General features: G+C 41.8%; 18 protein-coding genes. All 18 read left to right on the top strand.

The window, feature by feature from the left end:
* The first annotated feature begins 75 nt into the window (after window positions 1–75).
* The 18 genes from fapR to NSQ36_RS07760 all read left to right on the top strand — a co-directional run bounded on the left by fapR (window position 76) and on the right by NSQ36_RS07760 (window position 15,746).
* Complete coding sequence (gene fapR, locus NSQ36_RS07675) at window positions 76–642, top strand: transcription factor FapR (protein ID WP_003210820.1); 567 nt, start codon at window positions 76–78, stop codon at window positions 640–642.
* 15 nt (window positions 643–657) lie between these two features.
* Window positions 658–1,656, top strand: coding sequence for a phosphate acyltransferase PlsX (gene plsX / locus NSQ36_RS07680; protein ID WP_003211133.1), 999 nt, complete (start codon window positions 658–660; stop codon window positions 1,654–1,656).
* A gap of 15 nt (window positions 1,657–1,671) precedes the next feature.
* A complete protein-coding gene (gene fabD / locus NSQ36_RS07685; protein WP_253622622.1) occupies window positions 1,672–2,616 on the top strand; it encodes an ACP S-malonyltransferase in 945 nt (314 codons plus the stop codon).
* Window positions 2,616–3,359: a 3-oxoacyl-[acyl-carrier-protein] reductase gene (fabG, locus tag NSQ36_RS07690; protein WP_050945057.1), complete on the top strand. Its 744-nt coding sequence runs from the start codon at window positions 2,616–2,618 to the stop codon at window positions 3,357–3,359. The genes fabD and fabG overlap by 1 nt, the downstream gene beginning before the upstream one ends.
* A gap of 81 nt (window positions 3,360–3,440) precedes the next feature.
* Window positions 3,441–3,674 (top strand): acyl carrier protein, encoded by a 234-nt coding sequence (acpP, locus tag NSQ36_RS07695; protein WP_003212028.1) that lies wholly within the window; start codon window positions 3,441–3,443, stop codon window positions 3,672–3,674.
* Window positions 3,675–3,858: 184 nt separating this feature from the next.
* On the top strand, window positions 3,859–4,602 hold the full coding sequence (rnc, locus tag NSQ36_RS07700; protein ID WP_003211549.1) for a ribonuclease III: 744 nt from the start codon (window positions 3,859–3,861) through the stop codon (window positions 4,600–4,602).
* Window positions 4,603–4,707: 105 nt separating this feature from the next.
* Window positions 4,708–8,268, top strand: coding sequence for a chromosome segregation protein SMC (gene smc, locus NSQ36_RS07705; RefSeq protein WP_339207143.1), 3,561 nt, complete (start codon window positions 4,708–4,710; stop codon window positions 8,266–8,268).
* 22 nt (window positions 8,269–8,290) lie between these two features.
* Complete coding sequence (gene ftsY, locus NSQ36_RS07710; RefSeq protein WP_003211188.1) at window positions 8,291–9,277, top strand: signal recognition particle-docking protein FtsY; 987 nt, start codon at window positions 8,291–8,293, stop codon at window positions 9,275–9,277.
* A 142-nt stretch (window positions 9,278–9,419) separates the two neighbouring features.
* Entirely contained in the window at window positions 9,420–9,752 is a 333-nt protein-coding gene (locus tag NSQ36_RS07715; protein WP_003210763.1) for a putative DNA-binding protein, read from the top strand.
* Between the two features lie 13 nt (window positions 9,753–9,765).
* Complete coding sequence (ffh, locus tag NSQ36_RS07720; RefSeq protein ID WP_050945055.1) at window positions 9,766–11,106, top strand: signal recognition particle protein; 1,341 nt, start codon at window positions 9,766–9,768, stop codon at window positions 11,104–11,106.
* Between the two features lie 105 nt (window positions 11,107–11,211).
* Complete coding sequence (rpsP, locus tag NSQ36_RS07725) at window positions 11,212–11,484, top strand: 30S ribosomal protein S16 (protein WP_003212139.1); 273 nt, start codon at window positions 11,212–11,214, stop codon at window positions 11,482–11,484.
* Entirely contained in the window at window positions 11,484–11,729 is a 246-nt protein-coding gene (locus tag NSQ36_RS07730) for a KH domain-containing protein (protein WP_012009937.1), read from the top strand. The genes rpsP and NSQ36_RS07730 overlap by 1 nt, the downstream gene beginning before the upstream one ends.
* A 103-nt stretch (window positions 11,730–11,832) precedes the next feature.
* Complete coding sequence (locus tag NSQ36_RS07735) at window positions 11,833–12,219, top strand: YlqD family protein (RefSeq protein WP_050945054.1); 387 nt, start codon at window positions 11,833–11,835, stop codon at window positions 12,217–12,219.
* 8 nt (window positions 12,220–12,227) lie between these two features.
* A complete protein-coding gene (rimM, locus tag NSQ36_RS07740) occupies window positions 12,228–12,752 on the top strand; it encodes a ribosome maturation factor RimM (protein WP_050945053.1) in 525 nt (174 codons plus the stop codon).
* The gene (gene trmD / locus NSQ36_RS07745) at window positions 12,749–13,483 is read left to right on the top strand and encodes a tRNA (guanosine(37)-N1)-methyltransferase TrmD (protein ID WP_003211682.1); all 735 of its coding nucleotides are present in this window, start codon (window positions 12,749–12,751) and stop codon (window positions 13,481–13,483) included. The genes rimM and trmD overlap by 4 nt, the downstream gene beginning before the upstream one ends.
* Before the next feature lie 137 nt (window positions 13,484–13,620).
* The gene (rplS, locus tag NSQ36_RS07750; protein WP_003212364.1) at window positions 13,621–13,968 is read left to right on the top strand and encodes a 50S ribosomal protein L19; all 348 of its coding nucleotides are present in this window, start codon (window positions 13,621–13,623) and stop codon (window positions 13,966–13,968) included.
* A gap of 88 nt (window positions 13,969–14,056) precedes the next feature.
* Entirely contained in the window at window positions 14,057–14,905 is an 849-nt protein-coding gene (ylqF, locus tag NSQ36_RS07755) for a ribosome biogenesis GTPase YlqF (protein ID WP_050945052.1), read from the top strand.
* A 76-nt stretch (window positions 14,906–14,981) separates the two neighbouring features.
* Complete coding sequence (locus tag NSQ36_RS07760) at window positions 14,982–15,746, top strand: ribonuclease HII (RefSeq protein ID WP_003210902.1); 765 nt, start codon at window positions 14,982–14,984, stop codon at window positions 15,744–15,746.
* Window positions 15,747–15,756 lie beyond the last annotated feature (10 nt).

Consider the following 15,756-nt stretch of genomic DNA (forward strand, 5'->3'; position numbering starts at 1 on the left):
AGGATTGATTTATCATCTATGAGATTATATACTACTATTAGTACCTAGTCATAAATGTACGGATGGTGTCTGCATATGAAACTAAATAAAAAAGAACGTCAAAAGCTTCTCCAGCAAACGATCAGCTCGACTCCGTTCATTACTGATGAAGAATTGGCAAGTAAATTCGGTGTAAGCATTCAAACGGTTCGTCTTGATCGTTTGGAACTGTCAATTCCTGAATTACGCGAAAGAATTAAGCATGTGGCCGAAAAGACATTAGAGGATGAAGTGAAGTCACTTCCGCTGGATGAAGTGATTGGAGAAATGATTGATGTAGAGCTTGATGATCAAGCCATTTCCATTTTAGAAGTGAGAAAAGAGCATGTATTTAGCCGAAACCAAATTGCCAGGGGACATCATCTCTTCGCCCAGGCAAATTCGCTTGCAGTAGCGGTCATTGACGATGAACTGGCTTTAACAGCAAAAGCGAATATTAAATTTACAAGGCAGGTTAAACAAGGCGAACGAGTTGTCTCAAAAGCCAAAGTAGCCTCGCATGATAAAGAAAAAGGCAGAACTGTAGTTGAAGTAAACAGCTATGTCGGTGAGGAAGTTGTCTTCTCAGGTGACTTCGTCATGTATCGCTCAAAACAAAAGTAAAAGGTGGCACGTAATATGAGAATTGCAGTCGATGCAATGGGGGGAGACCATGCCCCTAAAGCCATTATTGACGGTGTGCAAAAAAGCTTAACGGCATTTTCAGATATCGAGATTACACTTGTCGGCGATGAAAATAAAATCAAACCATACATAACAAATAACGAGCGCATCACGATTTTAGATGCAAAAGAAGTCATTGAACCGACAGATGAACCAGTGCGTGCAGTTAGACGTAAAAAGGATTCATCTATGGTGAAAATGGCGCAAGAAGTATCCGAAGGACGAGCAGATGCTTGTATTTCAGCAGGAAACACTGGCGCACTCATGACAGCAGGACTGTTTATCGTAGGAAGAATTGATGGCATCGATAGACCGGCACTTGCTCCAACACTGCCAACACTTGATGGCAGTGGGTTTTTATTACTAGATGTCGGCGCGAACGTTGATGCCAAACCAGAACACCTTGTGCAATATGCGATGATGGGTTCAATTTACGCGGAGCGTGTTTTTCCAAAGAGCAATCCGCGTGTAGGATTGTTAAATGTAGGAACAGAAGATAAAAAAGGCAACGATCTCACGAAAAAAACCTTTGAATTATTGAAAGCATCAAATTTGAATTTCGTAGGAAATGTGGAGTCTCGTGATTTACTAGAAGGTGTAGCTGATGTCGTTGTCACAGATGGTTTCACAGGAAATATCGCCCTGAAAACGATTGAAGGCACAGCTCTTTCTGTCTTTAAAATGCTGAAAGAAACATTAACATCCAGCTTCACAGCAAAAATAGCGGCTGGCATGATGAAGCCGAAATTGATGCAGATGAAGTCTAAAATGGATTACTCCGAATATGGCGGTGCCGCTTTATTTGGTTTAAAGGCACCTGTCATTAAAGCGCACGGTTCCTCTGATGAAAACGCCATTTTTCATGCCATTCGTCAGGCACGTGATATCGTAGAAAAAGACGTTTCAGCCATCATTCATCAAGAAGTCCAAAAAGAAACCACGAACGAGTCTTAATGGAGGTATAGCAGCATGACTAAAATTGCATTTTTATTCCCTGGCCAAGGCTCTCAAAAAATTGGCATGGGAAAAGATTTATTTGACCAAGAAGCAGTATCTAAAGCTGTATTTGAAGAAGCAGACAAGACCCTCGGTTTTGACTTATCTTCAATGATTTTTGAAGGAGATGCAGAAGAGCTGACGCTCACTTATAACGCGCAGCCAGCTCTTTTAACGACAAGTATCGCCATCTTAAAGAAATTTGAAGAGAGCGGAATCAAAGCAGATTACGCAGCAGGACATAGCCTTGGTGAATATACGGCCCTCGTTGCGGCAGGCGCACTTTCGTTTCAAGATGCTGTCTATGCAGTGAGAAAGCGCGGCGAATTAATGAACGAAGCTGTTCCAGCAGGAGAAGGCGCTATGGCAGCGATCCTTGGCTTAGATCAAGCTGCGCTTTTAGAAGTGACAAAAGAAGTGACAGAGAGTGGTCATCTTGTAGAACTCGCTAACTTAAACTGTCCTGGTCAAATCGTGATCTCTGGTACAGCAAAAGGGGTTGAACTCGCTTCAGAGAAAGCGAAAGAAAAAGGCGCAAAACGTGCGATTGCCCTTGAAGTGAGTGGACCTTTCCATTCTGCCTTAATGAAACCAGCCGCTGAAAAATTCACAGATGTTCTGTCAAAGCTAAGCATTACAGATGCCAAAACACCAGTGATCTCAAATGTCACAGCAGACATCGTTACATCTCGTGATGCTATTGAAACAAAGCTCATTGAACAATTGTATTCTCCTGTTCGATTTGAAGAAAGTGTAGAACGTCTGATTGATTTAGGCGTGACAACGTTTATTGAAATTGGCCCAGGCAAAGTGCTTTCAGGTCTTGTGAAAAAGGTCAATCGCCGCCTGACAACTATTTCAGTTTCAGATCAGGAAACAATTGAAGCAGCCATTGAAACATTGAAGGAGGATTCTTGATGCTTACAAATAAAACAGCCGTTGTAACAGGTGCATCACGCGGGATTGGCCGTTCTATTGCGATCGATTTAGCAAAGAATGGTGCAAATGTTGTCGTCAACTATTCTGGAAACGAAGCAAAAGCAAATGAAGTCGTAGACGAAATCAAAGCACTTGGCCAGCAGGCATTTGCCGTTAAAGCTGATGTTTCAAATGCTGAAGAAGTACAATCGCTCATGAAACAAGCGATTGACACATTTGGCTCAATTGACATTCTTGTCAATAATGCAGGGATCACAAAGGATAATCTGCTCATGAGAATGAAAGAAAATGAATGGGATGACGTCATTAACATAAACTTAAAAGGTGTCTTTAACTGTACAAAAGCCGTGACACGTCAAATGATGAAACAGCGCAGCGGAAGAATCATCAACTTGGCTTCAGTAGTTGGCGTATGTGGAAATCCTGGACAAGCAAACTATGTTGCAGCAAAAGCTGGTGTCATCGGATTAACGAAAACAACAGCAAAAGAGCTGGCAACTCGTCATATTACAGTCAATGCAGTAGCACCAGGCTTTATTTCTACAGATATGACAGACAAGCTTGATGAGAATGTACAAACTGAAATGCTTAAGCAGATCCCGCTTGCACGCTTTGGTGCACCTGAAGATATTAGCAACGTTGTTGTCTTTTTAGCTTCAGAAGGAGCAGGTTATATTACAGGCCAAACCATCCAAGTAGATGGCGGAATGGTCATGTCCTAAGAAATATCAAAATTTCATTAGGTTTTCTCTAGTTTTTTAAAAACGAATCAACTATAATACTTTGAGGGGAGGTGAAAGGCAATGGCAGACGTATTAGAGCGTGTATCAAAAATTATTGTAGACCGCCTTGGCGTTGATGAGGCTGACGTGAAAATGGAAGCTTCATTTAAAGAAGATTTAGGCGCTGATTCCCTTGATGTAGTTGAGCTAGTTATGGAACTTGAAGATGAGTTCGATATGGAAATTTCTGACGAAGATGCTGAAAAAATTGCAACAGTCGGTGACGCTGTGAACTACATAAATAGCCAGCAATAAGCGTAACAAAGTCCCGTCTGTTTTCATGACGGGACTTTCAAAATTTATGTTAGTTTCAACATATTCAGCTGATCAATTGTCAGCCTTTTTCAGATGCTAAGGAGCAATGTTTCCTTGCATGTAGAAAGAGAGACTCCATATAATCAGTATCCTTAAAGGCGATTAAGCCTACCTGGAGGTTGCTATGCCAAAACAATATAAAGACAAACAGAAACAGAGCAAAAAACTAGAGCAATTTAGAGAATTCCAGCAGCGTATTTCTGTACACTTTCAAAATGAAAAACTTCTATATCAAGCCTTTACGCATTCCTCTTATGTGAATGAACACCGGAAAAAGCCATACGAGGATAATGAAAGACTTGAATTTCTAGGAGATGCTGTTTTAGAATTGACCATCTCTCAATTCTTATTTGCGAAATACCCTGCGATGAGCGAGGGAGATTTAACAAAACTAAGAGCAGCGATCGTATGTGAACCGTCACTTGTGTCTCTGGCACATGAGCTGTCCTTCGGAGACCTTGTTCTTTTAGGAAAAGGCGAAGAAATGACAGGCGGGAGAAAACGCCCAGCACTTTTAGCGGACGTATTCGAGGCGTTTATCGGGGCACTTTATTTAGATCAAGGGCTTGAGCCAGTGGAGCGATTCCTAGAAGCCTATGTTTATCCAAAAATTAATGATGGAGCGTTCTCGCATGTCATGGACTTTAAAAGCCAGCTGCAAGAATTCGTTCAGCGCGATGGAAAAGGTGTACTTGAATACCACATCCTGCATGAAAAAGGACCAGCACACAACCGGGAATTTGAAGCAAATGTTTCCCTTCGCGGAGAAGTGCTTGGAATTGGAAATGGCCGCAGTAAAAAAGAAGCAGAACAGCATGCTGCACAGGAAGCACTTGCTAAATTGCAGAAACATCATATGAACCAATAAAATCCCCCTCGTCATTCAGGGGGATTTCACTCTGTTTTCCATCATCTTTTTTCACTTCATATGGTAAGATAATAGTACTTTAAATACATAAGGAGGATCACTCTCATGTTCCTCAAACGTTTAGACGTGATAGGATTCAAATCTTTTGCACAGCGAGTGACCGTGGACTTTGTCAAAGGGGTCACCGCTGTTGTTGGACCAAACGGAAGCGGCAAAAGTAATATTACCGATGCCATCCGCTGGGTACTTGGAGAACAATCAGCGAAAAGCCTCCGCGGAGGAAAAATGGAAGACATCATTTTTGCAGGAAGCGACTCAAGAAAAAGAGTCAATCTAGCAGAAGTGACTTTAACATTAGATAACGAAGATCACTTTTTACCGATCGATTTTCACGAAGTCAGCGTGACAAGAAGAGTCTATCGTTCAGGAGAAAGTGAATTTCTCATAAACAATCAATCTGTCCGCTTAAAAGATATTATTGATCTTTTCATGGATTCAGGTCTTGGAAAGGAAGCTTTTTCGATCATCAGCCAAGGAAAGGTAGAGGAAATTCTATCTAGTAAGGCAGAAGAGAGAAGAAGCATCTTTGAAGAAGCGGCTGGTGTTTTGAAATATAAAACAAGAAAGAAAAAAGCCGAGAATAAACTGTTTGAAACGCAGGACAACTTAAACCGAGTAGAAGATATTCTGCATGAACTAGAAGATCAAGTAGAACCATTAAGAATGCAGGCATCTATTGCAAAGGACTATTTGCAAAAAAAAGAAGAGCTTGAAAATGTCGAAATCGCCTTAACTGTCCATGACATCGAAGCACTTCATGAAAAATGGACAACACTTGGTGAAGCTGTCGAGCGGTTCAAACAAGGTGAAATGAAGCAATCCACAGATATTCAAGCAAAAGAAGCTAAAATTGAAGAGTCAAGAGACCGCATTCAAGCACTTGACGAATCAATTAATGACCTGCAAGAAGTTCTTCTTTTCACAAGTGAGGAATTAGAAAAGCTTGAAGGTAAAAAAGAAGTACTAAAAGAACGGAAGAAAAATGCAGCCGCAAACCAAGGGCAGCTAGAAGAAACGCTCATTCGTTTAACTGAAAAGCAGGCGCAGCTAACCGAAAAGATTCAGCAGCAGAAAATCGCGCGGGACAGCCTTCAAAAAGAAGTGCAGCAGCTAAAAGATGAAGTGAAAACAAAGCAGCATCAACTGTCGCTTCATAGTGAAGATGTGGAAGGTCAAATTGAACAGCTGAAAAGCGATTATTTTGATCTGCTCAATGAACAGGCTACCATCCGCAATGAACGCAAATTATTAGAAGAACAGCAGCGCCAAGTGGCCATGCAGCTAGATCGGCTCACGCAAAACAACCAAAAACACATTGAAGAACGTGTGTCTGTCAAAGAGAAGAAAACAGAGGCTGAGCAGCAGCTTTCAGCCCTAGAAGAAGACATTCTGGCTCAGGTCAAGCGTTTTAGAGAAGCGGAGCAAAAACTTGAGCAAATGAAACGTCAATACGAGAAAAAAGAAACGGCTCTTTACCAAGCCTATCAATATGTGCAGCAGGCAAAGTCAAAAAAAGAGATGCTAGAATCCATGCAGGAAGACTTCTCAGGCTTTTTCCAAGGAGTAAAAGAGGTCTTAAAGGCAAAAGAACGGTTAGGCGGTATTCACGGTGCCATTGCAGAGCTGATTCAAACAGATCAGCAGCATGAGACAGCGATTGAAATCGCGTTAGGCGCAGCAACGCAGCACGTCGTCACAGAAAACGAAGCCGCAGCGCGACAAGCAATTGCATACTTAAAGCAGCACTCCTTTGGACGAGCAACCTTCCTGCCAATGAATGTGATCAAAGAAAGAACCATTCAGCATAGAGACGTCCAAACAGCCGAGCAGCACGCTGCATTTATCGGTGTAGCAAGTCACCTTGTTTCCTTTGAAGAAAAGTATCAAAAGGTCATACAGAACTTGCTTGGAACGGTTCTGATCGTTAGAGACTTAAAAGGCGCCAATGAACTGGCAAAAATGCTTGGTCATCGTTATCGCATCGTGACCCTTGATGGAGATGTTGTGAACCCCGGCGGTTCAATGACTGGTGGCGGTGTTAAGAAAAAGAACAACTCCCTTCTTTCAAGAAACCGAGAGATCGAAACATTAACAAAGCAGCTTGTTGAAATGGAAGAAAAAACGACGATCCTTGAAAAGGAAACAAAAGAAACGAAGCAATTGATTGCAGCAAACGAAAGTCAATTAAACGAACTGCGTCAGCGGGGAGAAACGCTTCGAGAACAGCAGCAAAAGCTCAAAGGGAAGCTATACGAACTGCAAGTAGCAGAAAAAAATATTAATGCTCACCTTGAACTCTATGACCAAGAAAAAGAAGAATTGCGGCTGCGTTCTACTGAACTTACAGATAAGGACAAAAAGCAGGCAGCTCTTGAAGTTTCTATAGGGGAGAAATTGACCACCCTTGATCAAGAGATCAATACATTAACAAAGCGTAAGCAGACCCAAAGCTCAACGAAAGAAACCATTTCTGCCGAATTAACAGAGCTGAAAATCTCGCTTGCCAAAAAAGAGCAGTCTTTAGCGAATGAACAAGAAAAGCTTTCAAGCTTAATGGCCGAATTAGAAGAGGCTGAACAAACGCTGACGGAAACAAAAGAAGATCTGTCACTCTTAACAAGTGAAATGACATCTAGCTCAAGCGGAGCAGAACAGCTGGAAGAAGCGGCGAAAGAGAAGCTTGAAAATAAAAACAAAACAACCGCACTCATTTCAGAGCGGCGCAAACAGCGTCTTGCTCTTTCTGAAACGTTAGAATTTGCTGAACGTGAACTGAAAGAACAAAAACGCCTTTACAAGCAGCTCACCACAAGCTTAAAAGATGAAGAAATTAAGCTTGGCCGTATGGAAGTTGAGCTCGACAACCTCATCGCTTATTTGAACGAAGAGTATGCTCTCTCGTTTGAAGGGGCAAAAGAGATGTATCATCTGACGTTATCGCCAGATGAAGCAAGAAAACGAGTGAAACTGATCAAATTAGCCATTGAAGAGCTAGGAACAGTGAACTTAGGCAGCATTGATGAGTATGAACGAGTAAATGAACGCTACCTTTTCTTAACAGAACAGCGAAATGATCTGACAGAAGCGAAAAATACATTATTCCAAGTGATCGAAGAAATGGATCAAGAGATGACAAAGCGCTTCTCTGAAACATTCTCGCAAATTCGCGGGCATTTTGAATCAGTTTTCCAAGCATTATTTGGCGGCGGGAAAGCAGATCTTAAGCTGACAGATCCAAACGATTTACTAAACTCTGGCGTTGATATTGTCGCGCAGCCGCCAGGGAAAAAGCTGCAAAACTTAAGCCTTCTTTCAGGCGGTGAGAGAGCATTGACAGCGATCGCTTTACTATTCTCTATTTTAAAAGTCAGACCTGTTCCATTCTGCGTGTTAGATGAGGTAGAAGCGGCGCTTGATGAAGCCAATGTTTTCCGCTTTGCACAATATTTAAAAAAATACAGCGAAGAAACACAATTCATAGTCATTACGCACCGCAAAGGAACAATGGAAGAAGCAGATGTGCTCTACGGTGTTACGATGCAGGAGTCAGGTGTTTCTAAGCTTGTATCTGTCAAACTAGAAGAAACGAAAGAGCTTGTCCAGTAATTAAAGGAGGTTTTTGAACCAAATGAGCTTTTTTAAGAAATTAAAAGAAAAATTTACGCAGCAAACCGATTCAGTATCAGAAAAGTTTAAGGATGGACTTGAAAAAACGAGAAACTCCTTTCAAGGAAGAGTAAATGAACTCATTTCACGCTACCGTAAAGTTGATGAAGACTTTTTTGAAGAATTAGAAGAAGTTCTGATCGGCGCGGATGTCGGTTTCACAACGGTGATGGAACTGATTGATGAGCTGAAAAAAGAAGTGAAACTAAGAAACATTCAAGACCCAAGTGAAGTACAATCGGTCATCTCTGAAAAACTGGTTGAAATCTACAATAGCGGAGAGGAACAAATCTCTGCGCTGAATATTGAAGACGGGCGATTAAATATCATTTTATTTGTTGGTGTCAATGGCGTTGGGAAAACAACGACGATCGGCAAACTTGCAAATAAGCTGAAAAATGATGGGAAATCCGTCATTTTGGCAGCAGGTGATACATTCCGTGCCGGTGCGATAGAGCAGCTTGAAGTATGGGGAGAGCGTTCAGGTGTCCCTGTTGTCAAACAGACGGCTGGCTCTGACCCAGCAGCGGTGATCTATGATGCCGTTCAATCAGCAAAAGCGAAAAATGCGGATGTCCTTATCTGTGATACAGCAGGAAGACTACAAAACAAAGTCAACTTGATGAAAGAACTAGAGAAGGTCAAGAGAGTCATTGAACGCGAGGTTCCAGATGCACCGCATGAAGTGCTGCTCGCTCTTGATGCAACAACGGGTCAAAATGCGATGGCACAAGCGAAGGAATTTTCTAAAGCGACGAATGTGACAGGAATTGCTTTAACAAAGCTTGACGGCACTGCAAAAGGCGGGATTGTCCTTGCAATTCGAAATGAGTTAAACATCCCCGTGAAGCTCGTCGGTTTAGGTGAAAAGGTAGACGATCTGCAAGAATTCGATGCAGAATCGTATGTGTATGGATTATTCTCAGACGTGATTGATCAAGAGGACTAACAAAAATGCCGGCAAAAATTGCTGGCATTTTTATTTATACGCCGCTTCATGCAGTGACAAGATAAAAACTTGACACACAGTAGAGAACCGTGTAAACTTAGTTGATGTAAAGGGAATGAACTTAACAAAGGGGAGAGAGCCCATGACGCTTGAAAAAACAACGAGAATGAACTACTTGTTTGACTTCTATCAATCGTTGTTAACCGCAAAGCAAAAGAGCTACATGTCGCTTTACTACCTAGACGATTTTTCCCTCGGTGAAATTGCGGATGAATATGAAGTATCAAGACAGGCTGTTTATGATAATATTAAACGGACTGAAGCGATGCTTGAACAATATGAAGAAAAGCTGCTCTTGTTTAAGAAATTTAAAGAGCGTAAAGAACTTCTCAAAAAAATGAGTGAGCTCGTAGCAGATTCCGCTCAGATGGAAGAAGCAGAAGCTTTAATTGAATCGCTTGAGAAATTAGATTAGGAGGCGGCACAGTATGGCATTTGAAGGATTAGCCGACCGACTGCAGCAGACGATTTCAAAAATCCGCGGCAAAGGAAAAGTGTCAGAACAAGATGTAAAAGAAATGATGCGCGAGGTACGCCTTGCCCTTCTTGAAGCTGACGTCAATTTTAAAGTAGTCAAAGACTTTGTGAAAAAAGTAAGTGAGCGGGCAGTTGGACAAGAGGTCATGAAAAGCCTTACCCCTGGGCAACAGGTCATTAAAGTTGTAAAAGAAGAACTCACTGAATTAATGGGCGGAGAAGAGAGTAAAATCGCTGTAGCGAAAAAATCTCCGACGGTCATTATGATGGTTGGTCTTCAAGGGGCAGGTAAAACCACCACAACTGGGAAGCTTGCCAATTTACTTCGCAAAAAACATAATCGCAAGCCGATGATGGTGGCTGCAGATATTTACAGACCAGCAGCGATCCAGCAGCTTGAAACGCTAGGGAAACAGCTTGATATGCCTGTGTTTTCATTAGGTGATCAAGTAAGTCCTGTCGAGATTGCCAAACAGGCAATCGAAAAAGCGAAAGAAGAACACCATGATTATGTCATTTTAGATACAGCAGGACGCCTTCATATTGATGAAGAATTGATGGATGAACTTCAGAAAGTAAAAGAAGTAGCGAGTCCAGAAGAAATTTTCCTTGTTGTTGACTCTATGACAGGTCAAGATGCTGTCAATGTAGCGAAAAGCTTTAATGAACAGCTAGGTTTAACAGGTGTCGTTTTAACGAAACTAGACGGGGATACACGAGGCGGTGCAGCACTTTCCATTCGAGCTGTCACTAATACGCCGATTAAATTCGCCGCGCTAGGTGAAAAGCTTGACGCGATTGAACCATTCCACCCAGAACGGATGGCATCAAGAATTCTTGGCATGGGAGATGTGCTTACACTGATTGAAAAAGCACAGGCAAACGTGGACCAAGATAAAGCGAAAGAGCTTGAACAAAAAATGCGGACCATGAGCTTTACACTCGATGATTTCCTCGAGCAGCTTGGCCAAGTTCGTAACATGGGTCCACTTGATGAATTGATCCAAATGATGCCGGGAGCCGGTAAAATGAAAGGGCTCAAAAACGTCCAAGTAGACGAAAAGCAGCTCAATCACATCGAAGCGATCATTAAATCAATGACGACCGAGGAAAAAGAACAGCCAGAGGTCATCAATGCAAGCCGAAGAAAACGGATTGCAAAAGGGAGCGGAACATCTGTACAGGAAGTCAATCGCCTTTTAAAGCAATTTGACGAAATGAAAAAGATGATGAAGCAAATGACCAACATGTCCAAAGGAAAGAAAAAAGGCTTTAAATTACCATTTATGTAATTGGTTATACATGATAAAACCGTTGTTAAGAAAAAACACTTTACAAACCCTTTTATCATTGTTAATATACTATCTTGTTGAAATATTTTCGGAGGTGCTAGTAAAATGGCAGTAAAAATTCGTTTAAAACGTATGGGATCAAAAAGATCTCCTTTCTATCGTATTGTAGTAGCAGATTCTCGTTCACCACGTGATGGTCGTTTCATCGAAACAGTTGGAACATACAATCCAGTGTTATCACCAGCTGAGGTGAAAATCAACGAAGAATTAGCTCTTAAATGGCTTCAAAATGGTGCGAAACCATCTGATACAGTTCGCAACCTTTTCTCAAGCCAAGGAATTCTTGAAAAATTTCATAATGCGAAAAACAGCAAATAATGAATGAGCTGTCCTTGGAAGAATTGATTGTGTCCATCGTCGAGCCACTTGTTGATTTCCCTGAAGATATTCACGTATCTTCATTAGAAAAAGATGAGCAAGTGATTTACACACTGTCTGTCAATGCTGAAGATACCGGAAAGGTGATCGGAAAGCAGGGACGTACAGCGAAAGCGATACGAACAGTCATGTTTGCAGCAAGTGCAGAGTCTTCTAAGAAAGTTCAACTTGAGATTGCTGACTAAAAAGGGAGAGGGCTTAGGACCTCCCCTTTTTTTACACGTTTAAATCTATTTTTCGTTATACTGTAGAGGACAAATGCCTTCGGATAGGGGGACAAAAAGGAAGATGCAGATCATTCAACATGTCACCGTCATGCAAGTATTAACTGAAAGCAGTAAGGACAAACTGTTAACGACTTTTTTGGAGAAAAAAGAAAGACTAGAACGTGAATGCAACCAACTATATTTTCAACTGAAAAAACATGAAAAAGAACCACATCAGCAAGAAGCCATCCCTCAATTTCAAAAAGCCATCGATAAACGGCAGGAAAAGATCCAGCAAATTGACTTTCAAGTAGAGCAGCTGCATATTTTGCCGCTTGGAAGTGAAATGAAAGAGACAGAAGTGGATGCGCTGGTTGAAGTGAAAATAGGTGATAAATGGGATGACAAGATGCAAGACAATGTCATCGTCGTGAAAGACGGCACCATTGTGGAAATACGTCAGGGGTGATTGAGAACATGGAACAAGAATGGTTGAATGTTGGAAAGATTGTCAATACACACGGAGTGCGCGGAGAAGTACGCGTCGTATCAAAGACAGATTTCCCAGAAGAGCGTTACAAAAAAGGAAGCGTCCTCTATATTTTTAAGCAAGGTCAAGGGGAGCCGCTGAAAGTCACTGTCGCATCACATAGGCAGCATAAACAGTTTGATTTGCTTACATTTGAAGAAATTAGCTCATTAAATGAAGCAGAGCTATTGAAAGAATCAATCTTAAAAGTAGAAAAAGAACATCTCGGCTCTTTAGATGAAGGAGAATTTTATTTCCACCAAATCATTGGCTGTGAAGTATACGATGAAGAGGATCAGCTTGTCGGCCAAATCAAGGAGATTTTAACACCAGGGGCAAATGATGTCTGGGTGGTCGGAAGAAAAGGCAAAAAAGATGCCTTGATTCCTTATATCCCATCTGTCGTCAAAAAGATCGATATCTCATCCAAAACCATACACATTGAAGTGATGGAAGGACTCATTGACGAATGAAAATCGACTTCTTAACGCTTTTTCCTGAAATGTTCGAAGGTGTGCTCCACTCATCGATCTTAAAAAAGGCACAGGAGAAAGAAGCTGTCTCATTCAATGTTGTCAATTTTAGAGAGTATTCAGATCATAAGCACAAAACAGTAGATGATTACCCATATGGCGGCGGTGCTGGTATGGTACTGAAAGCACAGCCCGTATTCGATGCGGTAGAAGATTTAACGAAGAAAGCAAGCAAGAAGCCCCGAATTATTCTTGTCTGTCCTCAAGGAGAAAGATATACACAAAAGAAGGCAGAGGAACTTGCAAAAGAAGAACACCTTATGTTCATTTGCGGCCATTATGAAGGCTACGATGAGCGCATCAGGGAGCATCTTGTCACAGATGAAATCTCAATCGGAGATTTCGTTCTCACAGGCGGAGAGCTGCCAGCGATGATGATTGCAGACAGTGTGGTCAGGCTTTTGCCTCATGTGCTTGGAAAAGAAGCGTCTCACATTGAAGATTCATTTAGTACAGGTTTGCTAGAGCATCCTCACTATACAAGGCCAGCCGATTATAAAGGACTAAAAGTGCCGGAAGTGCTCCTCTCTGGAAATCATGCCAAAATTGAAGAGTGGCGGCGCAAAGAATCCTTGAAGCGAACCTATACAAGAAGGCCAGATTTGATCGATTCATGCAAAACGTTAACAGATGAAGAAAAAAGATGGCTTTGGCAGCTTCATAATGACTAGATTGTATTGCACACTGCATAGAGGTATGGTATGATACTACTTGTGACTTGGACGGCTTGCCGATTCAAGTTTGAAAACGATGTTCCGCTGCAATGAAGAAAGAGGACATGAGCATCTGTTGGAAGGAGTTGAAAACGATGCAACATTTGATTGAAGAAATCACAAAAGAACAATTACGCACTGATCTTCCTGCGTTCCGTCCTGGTGACACTTTACGTGTACACGTTAAAGTTGTCGAGGGTACTCGTGAGCGTATCCAGATCTTTGAAGGTGTTGTAATTAAGCGTCGTGGTGGTGGAATCAGCGAAACTTTCACAGTTCGTAAGATTTCTTACGGTGTAGGCGTTGAGCGTACATTCCCTGTACACACACCAAAAATCGCTAACATCGAAGTTGTACGTCACGGTAAGGTACGTCGTGCGAAACTTTACTACCTACGTGAACTTCGCGGTAAAGCGGCTCGTATCAAAGAAATCAGACGATAATGATATCAAAGGAAAGAGCTTGTTACCTGTAACAGGCTCTTTTTTTGTACGATGTATAGAGATAATCGATAGAAGAGAAGGTGCACATATGACGATTCAATGGTTTCCAGGCCATATGGCAAAAGCAAGACGTGAAGTCACAGAAAAATTAAAGCTCATCGACATCGTATTTGAATTAACTGATGCTAGAATTCCGATGTCCTCTAGAAACCCAATGATCGAAGAAATCCTTCAGAATAAACCCAAAATCATGCTATTAAACAAAGCAGATAAAGCGGATCCTCGTGTGACAAAGGAGTGGCAGGCGCACTTTGAGCAGCAAGGCGTTCGGTCACTTGCTATTAACTCTGTCGATGGACAAGGGTTAAATCAGATCATCACAACTTCAAAAGAAATCTTAAAAGAAAAATTCGACCGCATGAAAGCAAAAGGTGTTAAACCACGTGCAATCCGGGCGCTGATTATCGGGATTCCCAACGTCGGGAAATCGACCTTAATCAATCGTTTAGCGAAAAAGAACATTGCCAAAACAGGAGACCGTCCTGGTATTACCACCTCACAGCAATGGGTGAAGGTAGGGAAAGAATTGGAACTGCTCGATACACCTGGAATCCTCTGGCCGAAGTTTGAAGATGAGAAAGTAGGACTTAGGCTAGCGGTAACTGGAGCGATCAAAGATTCTATCATCAACTTACAGGATGTCGCTGTATATGGACTTCGCTTTCTAGAAGAAAACTATCCAGAGAGATTAAAAAAACGCTATGACCTAACGGAGATCCCTGAAGATACGGCTGAGCTGTTTGATGCAATAGGTACAAAGCGCGGCTGTCTCATGAGCGGTGGATTGATTAATTACGACAAAACCACCGAAATCATTATTCGGGATATTCGAACAGAAAAATTTGGTCCCCTCACTTTTGAGAAGCCTGAAAGCTAAAAGACACGCAGCTCATGCGGGTCTTTATTTTTTGCGGAAAACTGCCGATATAAAGAAGGAGGCTGACGAAAAGCCTATGTACACAGTGAAACAAATAAAAGAACTGATAGAAAAGCATTCGCAAGACGAGTCATACATTCATGAGCTTGTAAAAGATGATAAGAGAAAAAGTGTCCAAAAACTGATAGAGAAGTGGCACAAAGAGAGAGAAAAGCAGCAGCAACTTCATGTAGCATGGAATGAGATGCTGCAATTTGAAAACAATGCTAAGGCGCAGGGATACACATGTATTGCTGGAATAGATGAAGCAGGAAGAGGACCGCTGGCAGGCCCCGTTGTAGCAGCAGCTGTCATATTAAAGGAAGATACAGTCCTGCTCGGTTTAAACGACTCAAAGCAATTATCTGAGAAAAAAAGATTGGCATATTATGACCTGATCCAAAAAGAAGCACTTGATATCGGTATCGGCATTGTTGATGCGGCTACGATTGATGAAATCAATATTTACGAGGCATCAAGACTGGCGATGGTGAGAGCGGTGGAGCAGTTAACTCATACACCTGATTATCTACTCATAGATGCCATGACGCTCCCACTTCCTATTCACCAGGAGAATATCATCAAAGGAGATGCAAAAAGTGCATCCATCGCAGCAGGTGCATGTATTGCAAAGGTGACAAGAGATCAGATGATGGAAGAATACGGGCGTAAGTACCCTGAGTATCAATTTGAAAAACATAAAGGGTACGGAACAAAAGAGCATTTGGCTGCCATTCAAACACATGGAGCTGCCCCAATCCATCGATTATCGTTTGCACCAGTGAAATCCGTTATCTCATAAATTTTTGACC

It is taken from the genome of Bacillus sp. FSL W8-1143 (genome assembly GCF_037965155.1).
Classification (GTDB): domain Bacteria; phylum Bacillota; class Bacilli; order Bacillales; family Bacillaceae; genus Bacillus; species Bacillus pumilus.

What these genes read in the sequence shown, in the direction of transcription:
- plsX (WP_003211133.1), top strand. Translation starts at nt 658, where the DNA reads ATGAGAATTGCAGTCGATGCAATGGGGGGAGACCATGCCCCTAAAGCC.
- rpsP (WP_003212139.1), top strand. Translation starts at nt 11,212, where the DNA reads ATGGCAGTAAAAATTCGTTTAAAACGTATGGGATCAAAAAGATCTCCT.
- NSQ36_RS07715 (WP_003210763.1), top strand. Translation starts at nt 9,420, where the DNA reads ATGACGCTTGAAAAAACAACGAGAATGAACTACTTGTTTGACTTCTAT.
- NSQ36_RS07730 (WP_012009937.1), top strand. Translation starts at nt 11,484, where the DNA reads ATGAATGAGCTGTCCTTGGAAGAATTGATTGTGTCCATCGTCGAGCCA.
- rplS (WP_003212364.1), top strand. Translation starts at nt 13,621, where the DNA reads ATGCAACATTTGATTGAAGAAATCACAAAAGAACAATTACGCACTGAT.
- fabD (WP_253622622.1), top strand. Translation starts at nt 1,672, where the DNA reads ATGACTAAAATTGCATTTTTATTCCCTGGCCAAGGCTCTCAAAAAATT.
- fapR (WP_003210820.1), top strand. Translation starts at nt 76, where the DNA reads ATGAAACTAAATAAAAAAGAACGTCAAAAGCTTCTCCAGCAAACGATC.
- fabG (WP_050945057.1), top strand. Translation starts at nt 2,616, where the DNA reads ATGCTTACAAATAAAACAGCCGTTGTAACAGGTGCATCACGCGGGATT.
- rnc (WP_003211549.1), top strand. Translation starts at nt 3,859, where the DNA reads ATGCCAAAACAATATAAAGACAAACAGAAACAGAGCAAAAAACTAGAG.
- acpP (WP_003212028.1), top strand. Translation starts at nt 3,441, where the DNA reads ATGGCAGACGTATTAGAGCGTGTATCAAAAATTATTGTAGACCGCCTT.
- ffh (WP_050945055.1), top strand. Translation starts at nt 9,766, where the DNA reads ATGGCATTTGAAGGATTAGCCGACCGACTGCAGCAGACGATTTCAAAA.
- smc (WP_339207143.1), top strand. Translation starts at nt 4,708, where the DNA reads ATGTTCCTCAAACGTTTAGACGTGATAGGATTCAAATCTTTTGCACAG.
- NSQ36_RS07760 (WP_003210902.1), top strand. Translation starts at nt 14,982, where the DNA reads ATGTACACAGTGAAACAAATAAAAGAACTGATAGAAAAGCATTCGCAA.
- trmD (WP_003211682.1), top strand. Translation starts at nt 12,749, where the DNA reads ATGAAAATCGACTTCTTAACGCTTTTTCCTGAAATGTTCGAAGGTGTG.
- NSQ36_RS07735 (WP_050945054.1), top strand. Translation starts at nt 11,833, where the DNA reads ATGCAGATCATTCAACATGTCACCGTCATGCAAGTATTAACTGAAAGC.
- ftsY (WP_003211188.1), top strand. Translation starts at nt 8,291, where the DNA reads ATGAGCTTTTTTAAGAAATTAAAAGAAAAATTTACGCAGCAAACCGAT.
- ylqF (WP_050945052.1), top strand. Translation starts at nt 14,057, where the DNA reads ATGACGATTCAATGGTTTCCAGGCCATATGGCAAAAGCAAGACGTGAA.
- rimM (WP_050945053.1), top strand. Translation starts at nt 12,228, where the DNA reads ATGGAACAAGAATGGTTGAATGTTGGAAAGATTGTCAATACACACGGA.